Raw genomic sequence first — 21,722 nt, forward strand, 5'->3', positions numbered from 1 at the left:
GTCCGGACGGGAGGGTCAAGGACTGGACCCTCCCGCAGGGGGAGAGTGCACACTGATCACGTGCTGGCGATCGGCGAGTTCTCCCGGATGACGCATCTGAGCGTGCGCACGCTGCGGCGGTACCACGAGGCGGACCTGCTCGTCCCGGACACGGTGGACGACCAGACCGGCTACCGGTACTACAGCGCCGACCAGATCCCCACCGCCCAGGTCATCCACCGGCTGCGCCAGCTCGACGTCCCGCTGGCGGACGTGCGGCGCATCCTGTTGACGCCTGATGTCGAGGCCCGGGCGTCGCTCTTCGCCGACCACCTCGACCGGCTCGAGGCCGAGCTGCAGCGCACCCGCGCGGCCGTGGTCAGCCTGCGCCGGCTGCTCCAGCCCGAGCCGGCACCGCTCGAGGTCGAGCTGAGGTCGGTGCCGGAGACGACGGTGGCGGGCATCGAGGCCGAGGTGGACCACGCCGACGTGCTGACCTGGTACGCCGGAGCCATCGCCGAGCTCGATGCGGGCGTCCGCGAGCCCACCGGCGTGCCCGGGGCGCTGTTCGACAACGAGCTGGTCGAGGTCGGCCGCGGCCGCATCCTGCTGTACCGCCCCACGCCCCGACCCGAGGCCGTCGGGCGCATCCGGCCGGCGACGCTGCCGGCCGTTGAGCTGGCGGTGACGACCCACGTGGGCCCGCACGACGACATCGACGTGAGCTACGGGGCGGTGGGCGCCTGGCTGGTCTCCAACGCCCTGGCGGTGGCCGGCCCGGTGCGCGAGACCTACCTGGTCGGCCCCCGCGACACCGACGACCCGGATGCGTGGCGGACCGAGATCGGCTGGCCCGTGTTCCACGTCGGAGGAGGGACCGGGGCATGACCCGCCACGCTGTCGAGCGGCCGCCCTCGTCCTAGGTCGCAAGCTCGCGCGGTCGCACCGCGGCAGCCGCGACCCCCAGGGCGGCCGCCACCGCGAAGGCGAGTCGCGTGCTGGAGGCGTCGGCCACCGCGCCGAGCGTCGCCGCTCCGACGGCCTGTCCGAGGGCGAGGACGAGAAAGCCCCAGCCGACGCCCGCGGCCGGGCTCCGCGGATGCACGCGCGTTCCCCACAGCAGGAGCAGGCCGCTCGCGGCGATGTAGGCCGCGCCGAAGGCGGCCAGCGCGAAGCACGCGGCGAGGAGGCTCCCGGGCCAGGCCGCGACGGCGGCGGTGGCGCCCGCGAGCACCAGCGCGGTCGCCGTCCAGGCGGCGCGGAGGCCGAACCGCTCGGTGAGGTCGCCCCCGGCGGCACCCAGGACGCCGAAGGCGCCCAGCAGGATCCACGCGATGGTCGAGGCCTGCTCGCCGAGGTGACCGTCCGTGACCAGGAGGTCGCGCCCGAACGTCCAGACCGCGGCGCTGGCGACGCCCGTGAGTGCAGCGGCGACGGTGAGCCGGACGCTGCCCGTGGGGAACAGCGGTCGGGGGAGCAACGGATAGCGTCCGGCGCGTCGTCGCTCGCCGTGCGGCACGCCGAGGGCGGCGCCGAGGGTGGCGAGGGCGCTCAGCAGGGCGAAGGCCAGCCAGGCCGCGCGCCACTCCTGCTGGGTGAGCAGCGCGATCGGCCCCGCGACGGCCACGCCCACGCCCGTGCCGGCGTTGACGACGGTCTGGGTGCGGGCCTGCCGCTCCCGTGCCACGGTGCCGGCGACCGCGTGGGCGAGTGCCGGGGAGACGACGCCCGTGCTCGCTCCGCCGAGGAGGACGCCGAGGACGAGCACCGGGGCGCTCGGCGCCAGCGCGACCGTCAGCGTTCCGGCGGTCGCGAGGGCGCCGGCCGCGACGGCGACCGCGCGCCCACCCAGACGCGGAGTGAGAGTGGACGACGCCAGGATCGCGACGCAGTAGACGACGTACCCACCCGCCGCGATCGTGCCGGCCGCGGCGGCGCCGAGGGTGAACTCGTCCCGGAACGCCGGCACGAACAGGCCGTACGCGAACCTCGCCAGTCCGTAGCAGGCGCCGATGAGGCAGAGCCCCGCGGCGCTGAGCGCGAGCTCGTCGCGGTGCGAGGTGACGGAGCTCATCGGGACGGGAACTTCACTGATCGGTGAACCACGCTGTCGACGGTACTACACTGACCGGTGAAGTCGATCGGAGGAACGCATGGTGGAGTCGACCATCGGGCACGAGGAGGCGCTGCGCGTCCCCGACCTCACGCCCGGCGCCCGGCGGATCCTCGACGCGTCGGCCGACCTGTTCTACCGCCACGGCATCCACGCGGTGGGCGTCGACGCCATTGCCGAGGCCTCCGGCGTCACGAAGCGCACGCTCTACGACCGGTTCGGCTCAAAGGACGCCCTGATCGCCGCCTACCTGCAGGCCCGGCACGCCGCGTGGTGGGACCGCCTGGAGGAGCGGCTGGCGTCGGCACCTGCGCCGCGCGTGCTCGCCGTCTTCGACGCCTACGCCCTCGACGCCCCGTCGATCGACCGGGGCTGCGGCTTCCTCAACGCCGCGGGCGAGCTGCCCGCCGGACACCCCGGTCAGGCCGTGGTCCGGGCCCACAAGGCGGCCGTGCGGAGCAAGCTCGAGGAGCTCCTGCGCGTGGACCGCCCCGACGTGACCGACCCTGCCGCAGTCGCCGACCACCTCTTCCTGCTCCTGGAGGGCGGAGTCGCGCAGCGCGGGATCGACGGCGACGGACGGATGCTCGCCGTGGCGCGGGAGACCGCCGCACGGCTCGTCAGCTGACGGGCGGGAACCCACCGGCCCGCACGAGGTTGCCGTGCAGGTCGATGACGTGGAACTCCGTGGCGCCCCACGGCTCGTCGCGCGGAGAGCTGAGGACCGCCGGCTCTGGGACCTCGACGTGGCTCCACTCCGCGTGGCACGCGCGAGCCGCCTCGGGGTCCGGGAAGCGGAGGTAGCAGGCCACGTCGTTCGTCCAGCGGTCGACGGAGTCGTCGAGCCAGAAGTGCAGCTCGATCGCGAGGTCCTCGTGCCGCAGGATCAGGTACTCGTCCCACCGCCCGCGGGGCGTGAACCCGAAGCGGTCCCAGAAGCTCACGGTGACGTCGAAGTCGGCGCTCGGCAGGATGGGGATGGTCTCCGTCACGCGGCCAGTGTCTCCCGTGGGAGGCCGCCGGGCCAGGCCCGACTGCGAGGATGGACGCGTGTACGTCAAGATCTGCGGCCTCCGCACGGCCGAGCACGCCCGCGTGGCGACGGGTGCCGGGGCCAACGCCGTGGGCGTGGTGATGAACCGGACCAGCTCCCGGCGGGCCACCGACGACGATGCGCGCGCCGTGATCGAGGCTGCCCGCGGCAGCGCCGACTCCGTGCTGGTCGTCAACGACATGCCGGCGGAGGACGCCGCGCGCACCGCGCGCCGCCTCGGCTTCGACGTGCTCCAGCTGCACGGCCGGGCCTACGACCAGCAGGACTTCGCCGCCGCGCTGGAGGTCGTCCCGCGGGTCTGGCGGGCGACCTCGCTCGACCTCGACCCGCCGCTGGAGGTGGGTGCCTGGGGCGAGGAGGTGCTGCTGCTCGACGCCCCGAAGCCGGGGTCGGGGGAGCGGTGGGACCTCTCGGACCTCGCCGACCGCGCGCCGGACGGCACGTGGCTGATCGCCGGGGGCCTGTCCCCGGCGAATGTCCGTGAGGCGGTCGAAGCCGTCCGGCCCTGGGGCGTCGACGTCTCGAGCGGGGTGGAGACCGCGCCCGGTGAGAAGTCGTCGGAGCTCATCCGCGCCTTCGTGGAGGCGGCGCTGCGGGCCTGAGGCCCGGTTGCGGGTGCACCCGCGCGGTCGCGACAGTGGGAGCAGCGGAACTCTCCGCGACGGCTGGAAGGCGTGACATGGCCAACGGAACGGCGGCCGCCGGCGGCGGCGCGATCTACGGTCTCGGGATGTTCGGCGCGTGGGTGTGGTTCTGGACCGAGGCCGACGGCCTCTGGGAGCACCTCTACGCGATCTTCCAGGGCCTCTTCTGGCCCGCCTACATGGTCTACGAGGCGTTCGCGGCGCTGGCGTCGTGACGACCGGGAGCGCTCAGCGCGAGCGCCAGGCCTCGATGTGCTCGGTGCGCTTCATGACCGACGACGGCAGCGCCCCCTCGGCGAGCTGCTCGATCGTGACCGTCTCCAGCACCTCGCGCAGGGCGTCGCGCGCGGCGATCCACACCGGCTTGAGGATCTCGGCCCGGCCGTTGTACTCGACGGCCTCGGGACGCAGCCCGTAGATCGAGACGATGGGTCCGTCGACGGCCCGGAAGACGTCCGCGACGGTGACGGCGTAGGGCGGTCGGGCCATCCGCCAGCCCCCGGACTGCCCGCGCTGGGACAGCAGGATCCCCGCCTTGCGCAGGTCTCCCAGGATCGACTGGAGGAACCCGTGAGGGATGTCCTGACGACGGCCCAGCTCGTCGGCGGTGACGGGCTTGTCACCCGGTTCGGCCGCCAACTCGATCAGCGCCCGCAGCGCGTAGTCGGACTTCGTCGAGACTCTCACCGCCCCAGTGTCGCAAAGCCGACCGGCCGTTCCGTGACTATCCTCCGAATGTGACGACTGCTTCCCCTTCCCCCGACGTCTCCACCGTGACCGCCGCCCCGCTCGCGCACGTCGTGCGCGGCGACCTCGTCGAGTCGGTGCACCTGGGCCACCTCGTCGCCCTCGGAGCAGACGGCACGCCGGTGCTGACGCTGGGAGACCCGGAGGTCACGATGTGGCCGCGCTCCAGCGTCAAGCCGTTCCAGGCCGTCGCGATGGTCCGTAACGGGCTCGACCTGCCCGAGCGCCTCATGGCCCTGGCTGCCGCGAGCCACAACGGCGAGCCCGACCACATCGCCGGTGCGCTGGCGATCCTCGCCCGCGCCGGCCTCGACGAGCGCGCCCTGCGCAACACCCCCGACCTGCCGTGGGGGACCACGGCGATGCGCGACTGGCTCGAGAGCGGCCAGGGCCCCGAGCAGATCAGCCAGAACTGCTCGGGCAAGCACGCCGCAATGCTCCTCACGTGCGTCACGGCCGGCTGGGACACCGAGACGTACCTGGCGCCGGATCACCCGCTGCAGCGCGCGATCCGCGAGACGATCGGGGAGTTCACCGGGGTGCCCGTGAGCCACGAGACCGTCGACGGCTGTGGCGCGCCGCTGTTCGCGACGACCGTCACGGGACTGGCGCGCGGGATCGGGCGGCTCGCGGCGTCGCCGCAGCAGGATCCCGACTCGGCCGAGGCGCGGGTGGCGCACGCCATGTCGACGCACCCGCAGATGGTCGCCGGCGGACAGCGTCCCACCACGACCCTGATGCGCGCGGTGCCCGGCCTCGTGGCGAAGGACGGTGCCGACGGCATCTTCGCGGCCGGCCTGCCCGACGGGCGCGCCGTGGCGTTCAAGGTGCTCGACGGGGCGGAGCGACCCCTCGCGCCGGTCCTGGTGGCCGCGCTCGACGCGCTCGGTGCGTTCTCCGGCGACGACGTGGACCACGAGGCCGTGGAGTCGCTGCGCGAGCGCGCGGTGCTGGGCGCCGGCCACGCCGTCGGCGCGATCCGCGCGACGTTCTGACCTAGTCCGCCCGCTGGCGCACCCAGTCGATCACGGCCACGTCGCTCGTCCGGAACCGCTCGACCTCCTCGCCGCCGTCGCACCGGCACAGCACGACCTCGGCGCCCGCGGCGTCGGTCTCCACGAGGCGACACGTGCCGCCGTGGGTGACCCACCGCTCCAGGTCGTCGATCCGTGAGGTCATGCCTCGTCCGCCCAGGTGCGCAGCTGGCGGTGCACGTTCCACGCGCCGACGATGACGGGGGAGTCGCCCAGCTCCGGCACGTGCTCGGCGAGGTCGGGGTCGATCTTCCAGTCGCGGGGATGGATCAGGACGGCGTGGTTCTGCGGGCCGCCGATGCCGCCGTGCGACCCGACCTGCCCCTCGAAGGCGTGGATCCCGCCGAGCTCGTCCACGGTGGAGATCACGACGAGGTCACCGGAGTCGGGCAGCGCGTGCAGGCGCGCGAGGTCGAGCGCCGTCCGGGAGGGGAAGCCGCGGAGGGGATCGTTCCCCGTGGAGGCGCCGTCGGGCCCCAGGCCGCGGGTGCCGTCGGGCCCGAGCACGAGGGGAGCGCCGGTCTCGTCGGTCGACAGCACGAGCCCGACGCCGGGGCTGGCCAGCAGGCCGGGCACGAGGCGAGGCCACGCGGCGTCCACCTCGGCGAGCGTGGGCCGCGAGTCACGCCGAGGGAACCACACCATGCCGAGGTTGCCGCCACCGGTGACGACGACCTCGGGGTCGGCGGAGTCGGACACGACCTTCTCCGGCTGGCGCTTGCCCTCGCCGACGACGGATGAGGCCAGGGCGTTGAGGGGGCCGAGCTCCTCGCCGCCGCCGGTCGTGGTGAGCAACGACGCCCCGCCGCGGTCCGGACGCATGAGCGCCGCCACGTGGTCGGGGAACGAGCAGCCCGCCAGCTGGGAGAACGGTGCGCCCAGGCTCTGCCCGTGGTCGGACACCAGCACCAGGTCGTAGGGGGTGGCGACCGATCGGGCGACCTCCTCGAGCGCCGCCAGGACGCCGTCGAGGCCCTCGATCGCGCGCATCGCCTCGGGGCGTTCCGGACCCGCGTGGTGGGCGATCTCGTCGTAGTCGACGAAGTCCACGAAGATCATCGGCGAGCCGCTCGCCATCTCCTCGGCGACCAGCGACAGGTTGAGCTTGCGCAGCAGCACGTTCGTCACGCCGCGCAGGACGACGTAGCCGCCCTTGCGCGGGATGCGGGGCTGCACGTCGCGGGCGCGCTGGCGGTAGCCCTGGTGGAGCTCCTTGAGCACCTCGCCGATCGTCATCACGAGAGCGCCGGGCAGCAGGAACGGACGGATGAAGAAGGCCAGGTACGCCGAGCCGGAGCCGAGGTCGCGGGCGCGGGTCGCCTTGCTGATCGTGAGGTAGGCCCGCGACGATCCGCCGGTGTAGGTCGTGCTGATGGCGCTGCCCTCGGTCAGCAGCCCCGAGTCGGGCGGGAACCGCGACTCGACGAGCCGTGAGTCGGCCGGGTTGCCCGCGGCGAGCAGTCGGCCCGAGCGCCGGTCCCACCAGCGGAACGCGGGCACGTCGGGGCTCCCGTGCAGGAAGCCGGCCATGCTGGCGGGGGTCGTGCAGGGGATGGTGGCCCACCATCCGCTCAGCGTGTGGCTGGAGCCGATCCAGCGGGCGATGTTGGGTGCCTGGCCGCCGGCGATGGCGCGCCGCAGCACCGGCAGCGCCAGGCCGTCGAGCTGCACGATGAGCATGCCGCGCCCGTCGGAGTCGGTCCGCGAGCGCAGGGCACGCGAGGTGCGGGCGGTGGCGGCGCCGACCACGTAGCCGCTGTCGGTCGCCCCGGAGAACCAGCGACCTACCGCCATCACCGCGGAGGCGACCAGCAGGACCACGACCGTGTCCCCGACGGAGAGGTTCGCCCGGGCGCCCAGGCTGATGGCGGCGCCGAGCACGAGCACCTGGGCGCCGAGACCGAGGGCCATCGCGAGCAGCACGCTGCCGCGCGAGGCCAGCAGGCGCAGGGGAGTGGCCAGGATGACGTCGACGAGGAACATCGCCACCATGACGACGAGGACGAGCTCGAGCTCGTCGTAGACCTCCTCGCCCACGGCGAGGAGGCCGAGGGTGACGCCGACCCCGACGACGACGACCGTCCACAGCGCCTGCAGGAGGTCCGGCACGCGCGGCACCCACCGAGATCGTCGTGCGGCCTGCACGGGTGCGGCGGCCCACCCGACGGGCGTGGTCTGGCTCACACCGGCATGGTCCCACGCGGCAGGGGCGTGCGGACACCCATCGGCGGCATCACGACGCGGGCTCCGAGCCCGGCACCCGCGGCGGCGGCCCGGAAGCGCGGCGCGGGCCGCTGGAACCACTGCTCGTGGGTGGGGCCGGACGAGCGCAGCACCACCGGCCAGTACGTGCCGTGGTGGACCGGGAGGATCCAGCGGGCGCCCACCGCGCGGACCGCCTCGACGGCCTGCTCGGGGTCGAGGTGACCGTCGCCGAGGGACGGCCCCCAGCCGCCGATCGGCACCAGGGCGAGGTCGACCGGCTCGACCGCCGCGAAGTCCATCACGCCGGTGTCGCCCGGGTACCAGCAGGTGGTCCCGTCACGACCGAAGCGAAAGCCCAGGGAGGTCGCCTCCGCGGCGCCGGGCCGCTTGTCGCGGCGACCGTCGTGACGGGCGGGCAGCACCTCGACGTCGACACCGGCCACGGTGAGCCGGTCGCCCGGCACGACCTCGATCGTCTGGAGGCGCTCCAGCGAGCGCACCGCCTGCACGGCCCCGCGTGGGACGACGATCGGCACCGCGTCGTCGAACCGGCGCAGGGTCGGCAGGTGCAGGTGGTCGTGGTGCAGGTGCGAGATGAGCACGAGGTCGGCCCGGGTGGCGTGAGCCGGCGGAGGGTCCGAGGCGCGCCGCACGTGGAAGAGCCGCCGGGACATCAGCGGATCGGTCACCACGGTGGCCCCCGGGAGCTCGACCGTGACGAACGAGTGTCCCCACCACGTGACGGCCGTCATGCCTCAGTGTGGCGCCTCCATGGGCCGAAGTGACAAGAGCGGCCGCCAAGTTGTGCACGAGTGACAACGTGCGCGCCCGGCAGCCTCGCGTTTGTCCGCGGTGCACAGTCCAAGCTCGAAAGTTCTGCCGAAATGGAGGTTCGGCGGGCCCGGAGGGTGCCCTAGCGTCCACGCATGTGGTGTACATCACATCCCCGAACCCCGACCGAGAAGACCCGGAAGGATGCCCGATGACCCTGCCGTACCTGGCTGACGCGCTGGCCGATCGCTTCGGTGCCGCGCCCGCCGTCGCGGACGACCGACTGTCCCTCACGTTCGCCGAGCTCGCCCGGCGCGTCGACGCCGTGGCGGGGCGGCTGGCGCAGGAGGGCTTCGGGCGCGGCGACGTGCTGGCCGTCATGCTGGCGAACCGGGTGGAGCTGGTCGTGTGCCTGCTCGCCGCCTGGCGACTCGGCGGGGTGGCGACCCCGGTGAACCCGGCCTTCACGCAGGTCGAGGCCTCCCACCAGGTGACCGACTCCGGCGCCCGACTCATCGTCGTCGAGAGCGACGACGCACCGACCGGCGGCGCCCGACCCGTCACCGTGGCTTCCCTCGCCACGGCCACCCCCACGGGCGCCGCCCCGGTCGAGCTCGCGCCGCAGGACCTGGCGCTGCTGGTCTACACGAGCGGATCCACCGGCCGTCCCAAGGGCGTCATGCTCAGCCACGCGAACGTCGATGCGATGTCGGACGCGATGGCGCGGCACCTGGAGCTCGACGCTGACGACCACTGCCTGCTGATCCTGCCCCTGTTCCACGTCAATGCCGTGATGGTCTCGCTGCTGGCCCCGCTGCGGGTGGGCGGCCGCCTCACGATCGTCGGCCGCTTCAGCCCGCAGACCTTCTTCGACGAGGTCGAGCGGATCCGGCCGACGTACTTCTCCGCGGTGCCGACCATCTACGCGCTGCTGGCGTCCCTGCCCGCCGAGGTCGAGCCCGACACGTCGTCGCTGCGGTTCGTGGTGTGCGGCGCCGCGCCGGTCTCCCAGGAGCTGCTGACCGCGTGCGAGCGGCGCTTCGGCTTCCTCATGGTCGAGGGCTACGGCCTCACCGAGGGAACGTGCGCGTCGGCGTGCAACCCCGTCGGCCCGGACGCCGTCCGCAAGCTCGGCACCGTCGGACCGGCACTGCCGGGGCAGCGGATCGCGATCGGCGACCCCTACGGCGAGCACCTGCCGGCCGGCGAGATCGGCGAGGTCCTGATCAGTGGCCCCACGGTGATGCAGGGCTACCTCAACCAGCCGCAGGCCACCGCCGACACGATCGTCGACGGCTGGCTGCACACCGGCGACGTGGGACGGCTCGACGAGGACGGCTACCTGCAGCTCGTCGACCGCATCAAGGACATGATCATCCGCGGCGGCGAGAACCTGTACCCCAAGGAGATCGAGAACACGATCGCCGGAATCGAGGGTGTCCTGGAGGTCGCGGTCGTCGGCCGTCCCGACGACGTCCTCGGCGAGGTGCCCGTCGCGTTCGTCGTGGCATACCCCGGCGCCGTGCTGACCGAGGACGACGTCCTCGCGCACTGCCGCCGTGAGCTGACCCGGGTGAAGGTGCCCGCCGCCGTCGACGTCATCGAGGCGTTGCCGAAGAACCCGGTCGGAAAGATCGACAAGCCCACCCTGCGCCGACTCGTGCGCAGCGCCTGATCACATCGAGGAAGGTCGAGGTTCATGGGATTCACCACAGCGGACATGCCACCGGTCGATCCGGAGCAGTTCGAGCAGATGCCGGTCATGGACCGGATGAGGATGCTCGCGCTGCACTGGGCCGACTACGGGTTCGGCGGCCCCAAGCAGATGCACGCGCTCTACCTGGTCAAGACGGTCGTCTTCATCGTCGGCGGCTGGCTCGTCGTCGGGCTGACCACCCCGGGGATCGGGCTGTTCGACCTCGGCGGCTGGTGGGGCGAGCTGATCGTCTACCAGAAGCTCATGGTCTGGATCGTGCTGTGGGAGATCACGGGCCACGCCGCCTCGTGGGGACCGCTGTCGTTCAAGTTCGGCCCGTTCACCGGCGGCTGGAAGTACTGGGCCCGGGTCGGCACGCTGCGCTGCCCGCCCTACGGCGACAAGGTCCCGGGAACCGCCGGCTCCGGCCGCACGGTGTTCGACGTGGCGCTGTACCTCGCGCTCGTGGCACTGCTCGTGGTCGCGCTCGTCCTGCCGGGAGAGCAGACGGCGGCGGCGTACTCCGACGCGGGCCTGATCGCCACGTGGCCGCTCATCGCCTACGTGGCGGGCCTGGCGGTGATGGCCTTCCGCGACAAGGTCGTGTTCCTGGCCTCGCGCCCCGAGCAGTACGCGCTGTGCCTGCTGGCGTTCGGGGTGCTCTCGTCGCACGTGGACATGATCCTGGTGGCCAAGATCGCCATGGTGACGATCTGGCTGGGCGCCGGCGTCTCCAAGTTCGGGCACCACCTCACCTTCGTGGTGCAGGCGATGATGAGCAACACGCCGTGGCTCACCTCGAAGCGGTTCAAGCGCACGCTCTACCGCGACGTCGAGAACGGCGACCTGATGCCGACGAAGATGGCGTTCACGTGGGCGCACATCGGCGGCACCGTCGTCGAGCTGGTGCTGCCGCTCGTGCTGCTGTTCTCCACGAACGAGACGGTCACGTGGCTCGCGATCGCCGGCATGATGGCGTTCCACCTGTTCATCTACTCCACCTACCCGCTCGCGGTGCCGCTGGAGTGGAACATCTTCTTCATCTTCGTGACGCCGTTCCTGTTCGGCGGGTTCTTCGCCGGCGACGGCTACGGCGTGGGCGACTTCAGCAGCCCGTGGCTGCTGGCGGTGGTCCTGGTCGGCTTCCTCACCGGGCCGATCCTGGGCAACCTCAAGCCCGAGTGGGTGTCGTTCCTCATCTCCATGCGCCAGTACGCCGGCAACTGGGCCTCGGGCACGATGGCGTTCCGGATGAACGGCGCCGAGGACAAGCTCGACACCGGCCTGACGAAGGGCATGAAGATCCAACGCGAGCAGCTCGCCGCGGTCTACGGCTACGGCGTGGCGGAGGTCTTCCTGCAGAAGTGCGTCGCGTTCCGCAGCATGCACAGCCACGGCCGCGTGCAGCTGGCGCTCATGCAGCGTCACGTGGACGCGCTGGAGAACTACCGGCTGCGCGAGGGCGAGGTCGTCTGCACCGTCCTGCTGGGCTGGCAGTTCGGCGACGGGCACCTGTTCGACGAGCGGACGATCGCGGCGGTCCAGGAGCGCTGCCACTTCGAGCCGGGGGAGTGGGTCACCACGTTCACCGAGTCCCAGCCGATCCACACCACGAAGGTCCAGTACAAGGTGATCGACGCGGCCCTGGGCGTCGTCGAGCGCGGCTGGTACGACGTGCGGGATGCTGTCACCGAGCAACCCTGGATCCCGAACGGCGTCAAGCACACGGTGACGTGGCAGGCCCCGGGCTACCGCCCGGCAGGCGAGCTCTCCGGTGAGGAGAAGGTGACGACGTGACGACGGCGGTGGTGGTCGGCAGTGGGCCCAACGGGCTCGCTGCCGCCCTCACCCTGGCGCAGGCCGGGGTCCAGGTCGAGGTGCTCGAGGCCGCCGACGAGATCGGCGGCGGCACCCGCAGCGGTCACTACACGGCCGACGGCGTGCTCCACGACGAGTGCTCCGGCTTCCATCCGCTGGCCGTCGACACGGCGTTCAGCCGCGCGTTCGACCTGTCCCGCGAGGGGCTGGCCTGGCGCTGGCCGGAGGTGCAGTACGCCCACCCGCTCGACGGGGGTGGCGGCGCCGCCGTGTGGCGCGACGTCGACCGCACCGCGCAGTCGCTGGGGAAGTCGGGCCGCGCCTACCGTCGTGTCTTCGGCCCGCTCTCGGCGCGCTTCGACCGGATCGCCCACGAGTTCCTCCAGCCGATGCTGCACGTGCCGCGGCACCCGATCGCCCTGGCCGGCTTCGGCATGGCGAGCCTGCTGCCTGCCACGTGGCTGGGACGGATGCTGGGGTCGGAGGAGTCGGCCGCCCTGTTCGCGGGGGTCGCGGCGCACGCGTTCCGCCCGCTCAACGCCCCGATGTCGGCCGCGATCGGCGTGGCGCTCGGCACCGCGGCGCACCGCTACGGCTGGCCGGTCGCCGAGGGCGGCTCGGCGGCGATCACCCGCGCCATGGCCGAGCGCCTCACCGCGCTCGGCGGCACGATCGGCACCGGGGTCAGCGTCACGCGTCGCGACCAGGTGGCGCACGCCGACATCGTCATGCTCGACACCAGCCCCCGTGCCGCGGCCGACATCCTCGGCGACGCCCTGCCGGGCCGGATCGCCCGCGCCTATCGCGGCTACCGCTTCGGTCCCGGCGCGTTCCAGGTGGCGCTGGCAGTGGACGGCGGCGTGCCGTGGACGCACGAGCCCACCCGCAGCGCCGGCACCGTCCACCTGGGCGGCAGCATGACCGAGATCGCCGCCGCCGAGCGGGACGTGTGGCGCGGCCGGATGCCGGGGCGGCCCTTTGTCCTGCTGGGCCAGCAGTCGCAGGCCGACCCCGGCCGTCGCGCCGGGGACGTGCACCCGATCGACGCGTACGCCCACGTGCCGTCGGGGTTCACCGGTGACGCCACCGAGGCGATCCTGTCCCAGATCGAGCGGTTCGCCCCGGGCGTCCGCGAGCGCATCGTCGCCATGTCGGTCCGATCGACCGAGCAGATCGTGCGCGACAACACGAACTACGTGGGCGGCGACATCGTCACCGGCGCCAACACGCCACGGCAGCTGATCTTCCGTCCGCGGGTCGGGCTGGACCCCTACGCCACGGGCGTGCCCGGAACCTGGCTGTGCTCGGCCGCGACGCCGCCCGGCGCGGGCGCCCACGGCATGTGCGGCCATCTCGCCGCCACGAGGGCCTTGCGCCGTGCGGGCATCGCCGGGACCATCGGGCCATGACCCAGCCGCCCCCCGGAGCGGGTCCCGACTCCGCCGAGGTCCGCCGGCTCGTGGCGCTCCTCGGACAGCGCCTCTCCGAGGAGCAGCCGTACCTGACCCGGGTCCTGACGGACAAGATCCGCTCGATCGGCGATCTCGACCTGGACCAGCCGCTGATCGACCTGCTGGACGCGAGCGTCGACAGCAACATCAACACGATCGTCCACCTGCTCATCAACGCGATCCCCGTCGACCGCATCCAGGCGCCGACCGCCGCCGTGGAGTACGCGCTGCGGCTGGCGCAGCGCGGCGTGCCGTCGTACTCGCTCGTCCGCGCCTACCAGATGGGCCAGGAGTACCTCATGACCGTGGTGCTCGACGAGGCCGAGGCGATCGACGCCGATCGCACCCTCACCCTGCGCGCCCTGAAGGTCATCGCCGACGACGTCCACCAGTACATCGACTGGATCTGCCTGCACCTGCTCGACCGGTACGAGGACGAGCGGGGGCGGTGGGCCACCACGTCGGGCAACGTCGCCTCGGCGATGCTGCAGGGACTGCTGCGGGGCGTGGACACCTCGGTGCACGACTTCGAGTCCGAGACCGGCTACCGCTTCGACCAGCACCATGTGGGGCTCGTGCTCTGGTCGCGCGACGAGGACGGCATCACCGACGCGCTCGTCGCGATGGAGCGGATCAGCCGCGAGCTCGAGGGCACCGTCGGCACCGGCACCGCACCGCTGTTCTCGGCCGTCGACCGCACGACCGCGTGGCTGTGGATCGGTCGCGGGCTGCGCGCCGAGCCGATCGTGCGGCAGGTGCGCGAGGTGCTGGCGAAGTTCCCCGACGTGGGCGCGGCCGTGGGGCTTCCGGAGTCGGGGATCGACGGCTTCCGGCGCACGCACGCCCAGGCGCGGGACACCTTCGAGCTGGCGCTCGCGGCGGGCGACCGGATCAGCCAGGTCGTCGGCTACGACGGCCGCGGGATCGCCCTGATCTCGATGCTGCTGCAGCAGCCGGGAGCGCTGCCCCGCTGGGTGCGCGACGTGCTGGGTCCACTGGGTGAGGTCTCACCCGCCGCCGCCCGAGCGCGCGAGACGCTGGGCGCGTGGCTCGACCACGAGCGCAACTTCCAGGGCACCGCCGAGGCCCTGCAGGTCCATCGCAACACCGTCAAGTACCGCATCGAGCGGATCAGCGCGGAGCTGGACGAACGGCTCGGCGACCGGCGGGTCGACCTCGAGCTGGCGCTCCTGGCGTGCCGCCTGCTCGGTGACGACCTGCTGCGTGAGCCCGACGGTCACCGCCGTCCCGGCCAGGGCTGAGCCCGGGCCGGGAAGCGGCTGTCAGCGCGCGGCGAGTGCGGCGCGGGCCGCGCTCATGCCCATGAACTCCGAGTCGTCCTCGGCCGACATCAGCTCGCCGTTGGCGAACGTGGCGTAGACGTCGATGTCCTGCTTGCCGCAGCCCTGGTAGACGCGGTCCTCGAGCTGCGTCACGCCCTTGGCCTGCAGCGCCTTCACCTCGGCGATCGCCTGGTCGATGAGCACGACGAACTCCGGCATCTCGTCGCCCATCAGCACCTTGAGCGCCTCGAGCTGGGCGATGAGCTTCTCGGGCGTGTAGCGCTCGCCCTCACCGGCCGAACGCAGCTTGGAGGAGACGGTCGCGACGCTGTCGCCCTTGACGTCGGGGGAGAACGCGGCGTCGGTCTTGAGCGTGCGCATGTTGAGCACCGAGGCGCAGCGGCCCTGCTTGATGACGAGGCGCTGCTTGGCGAAGGCGCCGCGCTTCTTGCCCTTGTACTTGTAGGTGATCTTCGTCGTCACGATGTACGCGCCCGGCTTGAGCTTCACCGCAGAGCGGTTCTTGCGCAGCACCTTGCCACCCTGCTTGATGGTCATGGCCTTCTTGAGGACCTTGACCTTCTTGGCCGTCTTGAGGTTCGGCTTCACCAGCGCCGTGCCGTACCAGTCGATCGACTTGTTCGAGATCTTCTTGATCGTGACCGGCTTCGGGGCCGCCTGGGCGGGGGCGGCGACGAGCGTCGCGCTGGCGCCGACGGCGAGGGCGGCCAGGAGGCCGAGGATGGTGCGGCGCATGAGTGACGCCTTTCCGAGATGAGGGGCAAAGTCGACCTAGCGTACTCGGGCCGGGACGGTTCCCGTGACGAAACGGCGACCTCGGTAGGGTGAGCCCAAGAGCGCCGCCCAGCCGTAGGGGCCGCCCAGTCACCGAGGGGTTCACATGAGTCTGTCCGTCACCGTCGCCGGAGCCCAGCAGCAGGTCGACCCCGGGACGCGGGCGTGGCAGCTGTTCTCCGAGGACCCGCAGGTGATCGCCGCACGCGTCGGCGGCGATTTGGTCGACCTCGCGCGCGAGCTGGCCGACGGCGACGCGGTGGAGCCGGTCGCCATCGACTCGCCCGACGGCCTCGACATCCTGCGCCACTCGACGGCCCACGTCATGGCCCAGGCCGTGCAGGAGCTCTTCCCGGACGCGAAGCTCGGCATCGGCCCGCCGATCACGGACGGCTTCTACTACGACTTCGACGTCGAGGTCCCGTTCACCCCCGAGGACCTGGCGAAGATTGAGTCGCGGATGAAGAAGATCGTCAAGGAGGGCCAGAAGTTCAGCCGTCGTGAGATCAGCGACGACGACGCCCGCGCCGAGCTGGCCGATGAGCCGTACAAGCTCGAGCTGATCGGTCTGAAGTCCACCGCCGGGAACGAGTCGATGGAGGGCGCTGCCGAGGGCGCCAGCGTCGAGGTCGGCGAGGGCGGCCTGAGCATCTACGACAACCTCAAGCGCGACGGGTCGCTGGCGTGGAAGGACCTGTGCCGCGGCCCGCACCTGCCCACCACCAAGCGGATCCCGGCGTTCACGCTGATGCGCTCGGCCGCCGCCTACTGGCGCGGCGACGAGAAGAACAAGCAGCTGCAGCGCATCTACGGCACCGCCTGGGCGTCCAAGGAGGACCTCGAGGCGCACCTGCACCGCATCGAGGAGGCCCAGCGCCGCGACCACCGGCGCCTCGGCACCGAGCTCGACCTCTACAGCTTCCCCGACGAGATCGGCTCGGGCCTGCCGGTGTTCCACCCGCGCGGTGGCGTCATCAAGCGCGAGATGGAGGACTACGTCCGCCGCCGGCACATCGAGGAGGGCTTCGAGTACGTCGGCACGCCGCACATCGCGAAGGAGGGGCTGTTCTACACGTCCGGCCACCTGCCGCACTACGGCGAGGGCATGTTCCCGGCGCTGGAGATCGACGGTGGCGACTACCGCCTCAAGGCGATGAACTGCCCGATGCACAACCTGATCTTCCGGTCGCGCCAGCGCTCGTACCGCGAGCTGCCGCTGCGCCTGTTCGAGTTCGGTCACGTCTACCGCAACGAGAAGTCGGGCGTGATCCACGGCCTGACCCGCGTGCGCGGCTTCGCCCAGGACGACTCGCACTCCTACGTCACGCCCGAGCAGGCCCCCGCCGAGGTGGCGCACCTGCTGAACTTCATGCTGAGCCTGCTCGACGACTTCGGGATGGACGACTACTACCTCGAGCTCTCGACCCGCGACGCGTCCAAGGACAAGTTCATCGGCTCGGACGAGGACTGGGAGAACGCCACCAAGGTCCTCGAGGAGGTCGCCACGGCGACCGGTCTCGAGCTGGTGCCCGACCCGGGCGGCGCGGCCTACTACGGGCCCAAGGTCTCGGTGCAGGCGCGCGACGCGATCGGCCGCACGTGGCAGATGGGCACCGTGCAGTACGACTTCAACATGCCGTCCGCCGAGCGGTTCAATCTCGAGTACGTCGCCGCCGACGGCACCCGCCAGCAGCCGGTGATGATCCACTCGGCGAAGTTCGGCTCGATCGAGCGGTTCATGGGCGTGCTGGTCGAGCACTACGCCGGTGCGTTCCCTCCGTGGCTCGCGCCCGTGCAGGCCGTCGGCATCCCCGTGGCCGAGCGGCACGTGGAGTACCTGGAGCGGCTCGCGGTGCGCCTGCGCGCCGAGGGGATCCGCTTCGAGGTCGACGACTCCGACGAGCGCATGCAGAAGAAGATCCGCAACGCCCAGACGCAGAAGGTGCCGTTCATGGTGCTGGTCGGCGACAAGGACGTCGAGGCGAACGCCGTCTCGTTCCGCTTCCGCAACGGCGAGCAGGAGAACGGCGTGTCGCTCGACGACGCGATCGACAAGATCGTGACGGCCGTCCGCGACCGGGTGCAGGTCTGATGCCCGATCCCGACGGCCTCGAACGGCTGTGGGCGCCCTACCGCATGGCCTACGTGCGGGAGGCCGGCAACGACGAGGGCTGCCCGTTCTGCGCGATGGTCGCGGGGGAGCGGCAGACGGACCTGATCGTGGTGCGCGGCGAGCACTGCTTCGTGGCGATGAACCTGTACCCGTACAACCCCGGACACCTCATGGTGCTGCCGCTGCGCCACGAGTCGGGCCTGACCGAGCTGTCGCTCGAGGAGTCCAGTGAGCTCACCCTGCTGACCCAGCAGGCGATCCGCGCGATCGGCGAGGTCAGCTCGCCGCACGGGTTCAACGTGGGCCTCAACCTCGGGGCGTCGGCGGGCGGCTCGATCTCCCAGCACCTGCACCAGCACGTGGTCCCGCGCTGGGGCGGCGACGCCAACTTCATGACCGTCGTCGGGCGCACGAAGGCGCTGCCGCAGACGATCGCCGAGTCGGCCGAGCTGCTGCGGGACGTGTGGGAGAAGATGGCCTGATGCTGGAGCGTTTCCGTGCCTTCTGGAACCGGCTGTTCTCACCGGTCGCCGACGGCCTCATCAAGATCGGCGTGACCCCCGACATGGTCACGTGGGTCGGCACGATCGGCGTCTGCGTCGGTGCCCTGTGGCTCTTCCCACAGGGCGAGTTCTTCTGGGGCACCATGTTCATCACGGCGTTCGTGTTCAGCGACATCATCGACGGCACGATGGCGCGCAAGCTCGGGCGCACCTCCAAGTACGGGGCGTTCCTGGACTCCACGCTCGACCGCGTCGGCGACGCGGCGGTCTTCGGCGGCATCGCCCTCTGGTACGCGTGGGAGGGGGACTCGAAGGTCTACCTGTGCCTCGCGCTGGCCTGCCTCGTGCTGGGCGGCCTGACGTCCTACGCGCGGGCTCGCGCCGAGTCGCTCGGCATGGAGGCCAAGGGCGGCATCGCCGAGCGCTCCGACCGCCTCGTGGCCATCCTCGTGATGACCGGCCTGTCGGGCCTGTTCGACCTGCCGGTCCTGCAGCACATCACCCTCTGGGCCCTCGCGGTCGCCAGCGCGGTGACCGTCGGGCAGCGGATGGCGATGGTCAAGCGGCAGGCCGAAGCGGCCTGATCCGGGGCCGTCCGTCTCGCGGGCGCCGAGCGATGCGTGAAGCGCCGCAGACGACTCGTAGACTTGACCCGTGAGCACCCAGAACCCCAGCAACGACCAGTCCACGACCGGCAGCGCCCGGGTCAAGCGCGGCATGGCCGAGATGCTGAAGGGCGGCGTCATCATGGACGTCGTCGACGCCGAGCAGGCCAAGATCGCCGAGGACGCGGGCGCCGTCGCCGTCATGGCGCTCGAGCGCGTGCCGGCCGACATCCGTTCCCAGGGCGGCGTCGCGCGGATGAGCGACCCCGACCTGATCGACGGCATCATCGAGGCCGTCTCGATCCCCGTCATGGCGAAGGCGCGCATCGGTCACTTCGCCGAGGCGCAGGTCCTGCAGAGCCTCGGCGTGGACTACATCGACGAGTCCGAGGTCCTGACCCCGGCCGACTACGCCAACCACATCGACAAGTGGGCCTACACGGTTCCCTTCGTGTGCGGTGCCACGAACCTGGGTGAGGCGCTGCGTCGCATCACCGAGGGCGCGGCGATGATCCGGTCCAAGGGCGAGGCCGGCACGGGCGACGTCTCCAACGCCACGGGCCACATGCGCAAGATCCGCGCCGAGATCGCTCGCCTGCAGAGCCTGCCGAAGGACGAGCTCTTCGTCGCCGCCAAGGAGCTCCAGGCGCCGTACGACCTCGTCGCCGAGGTCGCCGAGGCCGGCAAGCTGCCCGTCGTGCTGTTCACCGCCGGTGGCATCGCCACCCCGGCCGACGCCGCCATGATGATGCAGCTGGGCGCCGAGGGCGTGTTCGTCGGCTCGGGCATCTTCAAGTCCGGCAACCCCGCCCAGCGGGCCGAGGCCATCGTCAAGGCCACGACGTTCTACGACGATCCCGACGTCATCGCCAAGGTCTCGCGCGGTCTCGGCGAGGCCATGGTCGGCATCAACGTCGACGAGATCCCCGAGCCCCACCGCCTGGAGACTCGCGGTTGGTGAGTGCCGCCACCCCATTTCGTCAGAACGCCCCCGGTATCCACCGGGGGCGTTCTTTCGTGTCATGGACCTGGTCACAACGAACTAGCCGTACACCATCAATCAGTCGTGATCTCTGCCACTAACTCGCGTTTCTTTCACGTTTGACCCCATCAGTCCCACGTTCCGTCGTTGTATGGGACTTGTCCGAAGTTGCTGGCGGGGGAGAAGGAAGAGAAGTTGATGCAGAGACGCTCCATCCCCTCTCGCTTGCTCGCCGTCGTGGCGATGCGGCGGACCCGCGCGCTGCTGGGGCTCGGTCTCGCGCTGGGCCTGACCAGCGTGAACACCCTGGCCTACTGGACGGACGAGGCCCAGCTGACGAGCGGCACGATCCAGTCGGGCTCCCTGGACCTGCTGATCGACGGCGAGCTCTCCGGGCAGGGCGGCGCGGTCACCCGAACGGCCCTGTCGGCATCCTCCCTGATTCCCGGCGAGAGCTTCGCCTTCACCGTCCCGGTGCAACGCCGGGCCAACACGGCGGGCTTCGGGCTCAGCGCGACCGCCACGTCGGCCGGTGGGCTCGCCTCCCACCTGCGCTGGAGTGTCTTCGAGGGGACCGCCGGGACGCAGACCACGAATGCGAACGGGCTGCGCAGTGCGTCCTGCACCGGGACGAGCGTCTCCACCGGCGTGGTGCTCGGATCCACCGGCCAGTCGGTGATCGGTGGCACGAACCCCGTGGTGAACCTGGGCGGGACGACCTTCAGCAAGAACCTCTGCATCCAGGTGTCGCTTCCCGCCACCGCCAGCAACGCGGCGCAGAGCACGAGCGCCACCACCACCTTCAGTCTCACGGCATCGCAGCTCCTGTGAGACGCCGATTGCGCGAGACGATCCTGTGGATCGGCGCTGCCCTGGGAACGCTGTGCCTCGTGTGGACGGGCGTCATGTTCGCCTTCGGCCTCACGCCGCTGGTCTTCACGTCGGGCTCCATGGAGCCCGCGATCGGTGCCGGCGACCTCGCGTTCGCCACGACGGTCGAAGCGGTGGACCTCGCCGAGGGGGACATCGTGAGTGTGATCAACGATCGCGGCACGCGCATCACGCACCGGGTCACGAAGGTCGATCGCCAGGACGACGGGAGCGCGATCCTGCAGCTCAAGGGCGACGCGAACCTCTCGCCGGACCAGGAGTCCTACCGCGTCGATGACGTGGAGCGCGTGTCGTTCGCCGTGCCCCGGGTGGGCCGCCTGGTCAATCTCGTCGGCTCTCCCAACGGCATGTTCGTCGTCGGACTCGTCGTGGCAGGTCTGCTCTACCTCGGCTTCCGACGCCAGGACGACGACGAGCCCCGAGGGCCGTCGTCGGGCCACGACGACGACGGCGACGTCGATGGCGACGCCTCAACGCGCGGTGCGGGCTCCGTGCTCCGCCCCGTGACGATGGGCGTCTCGTTGGCTGCGCTCGCCCTCTCCGCGACGGTGGGTCCGGCGGTGGAGTCGACGACGGCAGCCTTCAGCGACTCCGCGCAGCTGACCACCGGGTCCGTGGGCGCGGCGGCCCTCCCGGCGCGTCCGTCGAGCATCAGCTGCAGCAAGCCCTTCCTCTCGTCGTCGGCGGTCGTCAGCTGGTCGGACGACGACGCGCGCCACGGCTACTACTACGAGGTGGACGACGATGCCGCGTTCGGCAGTCCCGACGTCGAGGGGTCGGTGGCCCCCAACGGCACGAACAGCTTCACGTTCAACTCCGGGTCCGCCGGCGGCTGGTTCTCGTCGACCACCTACCACCTGCGCGTGTACTCCGCCCTCGTCGGTCCCGGGGGAGCGCTCACCTGGCGATCGGCCAGCTACCGGTCCTACCGCGTGACGCGGTCGGCGTTCTTCAACGACTTCAGCTGTTCGGCGGTGACATCTCCTGCGAATTGAGTAAACGCATGTGATGAATGTTACGGTTGGGTTAACGCCTGCC

Annotated in this window: 22 protein-coding genes; 15 read left to right on the forward strand and 7 right to left on the reverse strand. The window is 71.5% G+C overall.

All coding sequences use genetic code 11. From position 1 onward, the window contains the following. The first annotated feature begins 60 nt into the window (after positions 1-60). Positions 61-867: a MerR family transcriptional regulator gene (locus tag ACY1JX_RS00505; RefSeq protein ID WP_462564835.1), complete on the forward strand. Its 807-nt coding sequence runs from the start codon at positions 61-63 to the stop codon at positions 865-867. A 31-nt stretch (positions 868-898) separates the two neighbouring features. Here ACY1JX_RS00505 and ACY1JX_RS00510 read toward each other — a convergent pair whose 3' ends face one another. Then, complete coding sequence (locus ACY1JX_RS00510; protein WP_462564836.1) at positions 899-2,053, reverse strand: MFS transporter; 1,155 nt, start codon at positions 2,051-2,053, stop codon at positions 899-901. A gap of 79 nt (positions 2,054-2,132) precedes the next feature. Between ACY1JX_RS00510 and ACY1JX_RS00515 the strand changes: the two genes are divergently transcribed. Then, entirely contained in the window at positions 2,133-2,720 is a 588-nt protein-coding gene (locus ACY1JX_RS00515; RefSeq protein ID WP_462564837.1) for a TetR/AcrR family transcriptional regulator, read from the forward strand. Here the strand turns inward: ACY1JX_RS00515 and ACY1JX_RS00520 are convergent. Beyond that, on the reverse strand, positions 2,713-3,084 hold the full coding sequence (locus ACY1JX_RS00520) for a VOC family protein (protein ID WP_462564838.1): 372 nt from the start codon (positions 3,082-3,084) through the stop codon (positions 2,713-2,715). The genes ACY1JX_RS00515 and ACY1JX_RS00520 overlap by 8 nt on opposite strands. 58 nt (positions 3,085-3,142) lie before the next feature. Between ACY1JX_RS00520 and ACY1JX_RS00525 the strand changes: the two genes are divergently transcribed. After that, a complete protein-coding gene (locus ACY1JX_RS00525) occupies positions 3,143-3,748 on the forward strand; it encodes a phosphoribosylanthranilate isomerase (RefSeq protein WP_462564839.1) in 606 nt (201 codons plus the stop codon). A gap of 77 nt (positions 3,749-3,825) precedes the next feature. Next, positions 3,826-4,005 carry a hypothetical protein gene (locus tag ACY1JX_RS00530; protein ID WP_078700849.1) on the forward strand — a complete coding sequence of 60 codons (180 nt, stop codon included), beginning with the start codon at positions 3,826-3,828 and terminating at the stop codon, positions 4,003-4,005. Between the two features lie 13 nt (positions 4,006-4,018). On the opposite strand, the gene ACY1JX_RS00535 is transcribed toward ACY1JX_RS00530, so the two are convergent. Further along, positions 4,019-4,477 carry an RrF2 family transcriptional regulator gene (locus tag ACY1JX_RS00535; protein WP_181756028.1) on the reverse strand — a complete coding sequence of 153 codons (459 nt, stop codon included), beginning with the start codon at positions 4,475-4,477 and terminating at the stop codon, positions 4,019-4,021. Positions 4,478-4,527: 50 nt separating this feature from the next. On the opposite strand from ACY1JX_RS00535, the gene ACY1JX_RS00540 reads away from it, so the two are divergent. Next, the gene (locus tag ACY1JX_RS00540) at positions 4,528-5,532 is read left to right on the forward strand and encodes an asparaginase (RefSeq protein WP_462564840.1); all 1,005 of its coding nucleotides are present in this window, start codon (positions 4,528-4,530) and stop codon (positions 5,530-5,532) included. A gap of 1 nt (position 5,533) precedes the next feature. Here the strand turns inward: ACY1JX_RS00540 and ACY1JX_RS00545 are convergent, their stop codons facing one another. Genes ACY1JX_RS00545 through ACY1JX_RS00555 form a run of 3 tightly spaced genes read right to left on the reverse strand, consistent with a single transcriptional unit; the run spans position 5,534 to position 8,528 of the window. Continuing rightward, entirely contained in the window at positions 5,534-5,716 is a 183-nt protein-coding gene (locus tag ACY1JX_RS00545) for a hypothetical protein (RefSeq protein ID WP_462564841.1), read from the reverse strand. Then, on the reverse strand, positions 5,713-7,755 hold the full coding sequence (locus tag ACY1JX_RS00550) for a hypothetical protein (RefSeq protein ID WP_462564842.1): 2,043 nt from the start codon (positions 7,753-7,755) through the stop codon (positions 5,713-5,715). The genes ACY1JX_RS00545 and ACY1JX_RS00550 overlap by 4 nt, the downstream gene beginning before the upstream one ends. Continuing rightward, on the reverse strand, positions 7,752-8,528 hold the full coding sequence (locus ACY1JX_RS00555; protein ID WP_462564843.1) for an MBL fold metallo-hydrolase: 777 nt from the start codon (positions 8,526-8,528) through the stop codon (positions 7,752-7,754). The genes ACY1JX_RS00550 and ACY1JX_RS00555 overlap by 4 nt, the downstream gene beginning before the upstream one ends. Positions 8,529-8,758: 230 nt before the next feature. Between ACY1JX_RS00555 and ACY1JX_RS00560 the strand changes: the two genes are divergently transcribed. From ACY1JX_RS00560 to ACY1JX_RS00575, 4 genes are read left to right on the forward strand one after another with little or no spacing between them, the layout of a single operon-like run. Further along, complete coding sequence (locus tag ACY1JX_RS00560) at positions 8,759-10,222, forward strand: class I adenylate-forming enzyme family protein (RefSeq protein WP_462564844.1); 1,464 nt, start codon at positions 8,759-8,761, stop codon at positions 10,220-10,222. Between the two features lie 24 nt (positions 10,223-10,246). Continuing rightward, a complete protein-coding gene (locus ACY1JX_RS00565) occupies positions 10,247-12,040 on the forward strand; it encodes a DUF3556 domain-containing protein (RefSeq protein ID WP_462564845.1) in 1,794 nt (597 codons plus the stop codon). Continuing rightward, the gene (locus ACY1JX_RS00570) at positions 12,037-13,470 is read left to right on the forward strand and encodes a phytoene desaturase family protein (protein ID WP_462564846.1); all 1,434 of its coding nucleotides are present in this window, start codon (positions 12,037-12,039) and stop codon (positions 13,468-13,470) included. The genes ACY1JX_RS00565 and ACY1JX_RS00570 overlap by 4 nt, the downstream gene beginning before the upstream one ends. Then, positions 13,467-14,774, forward strand: a complete 1,308-nt coding sequence (locus tag ACY1JX_RS00575) for a PucR family transcriptional regulator (RefSeq protein ID WP_462564847.1) — start codon at positions 13,467-13,469, stop codon at positions 14,772-14,774. Before ACY1JX_RS00570 ends, ACY1JX_RS00575 begins: the two co-directional genes overlap by 4 nt. Positions 14,775-14,795: 21 nt before the next feature. Here ACY1JX_RS00575 and ACY1JX_RS00580 read toward each other — a convergent pair whose 3' ends face one another. Beyond that, complete coding sequence (locus ACY1JX_RS00580) at positions 14,796-15,551, reverse strand: hypothetical protein (RefSeq protein ID WP_286928388.1); 756 nt, start codon at positions 15,549-15,551, stop codon at positions 14,796-14,798. Between the two features lie 145 nt (positions 15,552-15,696). On the opposite strand from ACY1JX_RS00580, the gene thrS reads away from it, so the two are divergent. The 6 genes from thrS (at position 15,697) to ACY1JX_RS00610 (ending at position 21,679) form a co-directional block, all read left to right on the forward strand. After that, a complete protein-coding gene (gene thrS / locus ACY1JX_RS00585) occupies positions 15,697-17,682 on the forward strand; it encodes a threonine--tRNA ligase (protein ID WP_462564848.1) in 1,986 nt (661 codons plus the stop codon). Further along, positions 17,682-18,185, forward strand: a complete 504-nt coding sequence (locus tag ACY1JX_RS00590) for an HIT family protein (protein WP_462564849.1) — start codon at positions 17,682-17,684, stop codon at positions 18,183-18,185. Before thrS ends, ACY1JX_RS00590 begins: the two co-directional genes overlap by 1 nt. Next, positions 18,185-18,790 (forward strand): phosphatidylinositol phosphate synthase, encoded by a 606-nt coding sequence (gene pgsA / locus ACY1JX_RS00595; RefSeq protein ID WP_462564850.1) that lies wholly within the window; start codon positions 18,185-18,187, stop codon positions 18,788-18,790. The genes ACY1JX_RS00590 and pgsA overlap by 1 nt, the downstream gene beginning before the upstream one ends. A gap of 70 nt (positions 18,791-18,860) precedes the next feature. Further along, complete coding sequence (gene pdxS, locus ACY1JX_RS00600; protein WP_462564851.1) at positions 18,861-19,772, forward strand: pyridoxal 5'-phosphate synthase lyase subunit PdxS; 912 nt, start codon at positions 18,861-18,863, stop codon at positions 19,770-19,772. Positions 19,773-19,991: 219 nt separating this feature from the next. Then, the gene (locus ACY1JX_RS00605) at positions 19,992-20,624 is read left to right on the forward strand and encodes a SipW-dependent-type signal peptide-containing protein (RefSeq protein ID WP_462564852.1); all 633 of its coding nucleotides are present in this window, start codon (positions 19,992-19,994) and stop codon (positions 20,622-20,624) included. Then, positions 20,621-21,679: a signal peptidase I gene (locus tag ACY1JX_RS00610; protein ID WP_462564853.1), complete on the forward strand. Its 1,059-nt coding sequence runs from the start codon at positions 20,621-20,623 to the stop codon at positions 21,677-21,679. The genes ACY1JX_RS00605 and ACY1JX_RS00610 overlap by 4 nt, the downstream gene beginning before the upstream one ends. Positions 21,680-21,722: the final 43 nt, after the last annotated feature.

Source organism: Aeromicrobium sp. JP4 (genome assembly GCF_054957925.1).

Coding starts and splice junctions, on each gene's coding strand:
- ACY1JX_RS00510 (WP_462564836.1), bottom strand. CDS start 2,053: ATGAGCTCCGTCACCTCGCACCGCGACGAGCTCGCGCTCAGCGCCGCG.
- ACY1JX_RS00515 (WP_462564837.1), top strand. CDS start 2,133: ATGGTGGAGTCGACCATCGGGCACGAGGAGGCGCTGCGCGTCCCCGAC.
- ACY1JX_RS00530 (WP_078700849.1), top strand. CDS start 3,826: ATGGCCAACGGAACGGCGGCCGCCGGCGGCGGCGCGATCTACGGTCTC.
- ACY1JX_RS00545 (WP_462564841.1), bottom strand. CDS start 5,716: ATGACCTCACGGATCGACGACCTGGAGCGGTGGGTCACCCACGGCGGC.
- ACY1JX_RS00555 (WP_462564843.1), bottom strand. CDS start 8,528: ATGACGGCCGTCACGTGGTGGGGACACTCGTTCGTCACGGTCGAGCTC.
- ACY1JX_RS00560 (WP_462564844.1), top strand. CDS start 8,759: ATGACCCTGCCGTACCTGGCTGACGCGCTGGCCGATCGCTTCGGTGCC.
- ACY1JX_RS00565 (WP_462564845.1), top strand. CDS start 10,247: ATGGGATTCACCACAGCGGACATGCCACCGGTCGATCCGGAGCAGTTC.
- ACY1JX_RS00575 (WP_462564847.1), top strand. CDS start 13,467: ATGACCCAGCCGCCCCCCGGAGCGGGTCCCGACTCCGCCGAGGTCCGC.
- ACY1JX_RS00580 (WP_286928388.1), bottom strand. CDS start 15,551: ATGCGCCGCACCATCCTCGGCCTCCTGGCCGCCCTCGCCGTCGGCGCC.
- thrS (WP_462564848.1), top strand. CDS start 15,697: ATGAGTCTGTCCGTCACCGTCGCCGGAGCCCAGCAGCAGGTCGACCCC.
- ACY1JX_RS00590 (WP_462564849.1), top strand. CDS start 17,682: ATGCCCGATCCCGACGGCCTCGAACGGCTGTGGGCGCCCTACCGCATG.
- pgsA (WP_462564850.1), top strand. CDS start 18,185: ATGCTGGAGCGTTTCCGTGCCTTCTGGAACCGGCTGTTCTCACCGGTC.
- ACY1JX_RS00605 (WP_462564852.1), top strand. CDS start 19,992: ATGCAGAGACGCTCCATCCCCTCTCGCTTGCTCGCCGTCGTGGCGATG.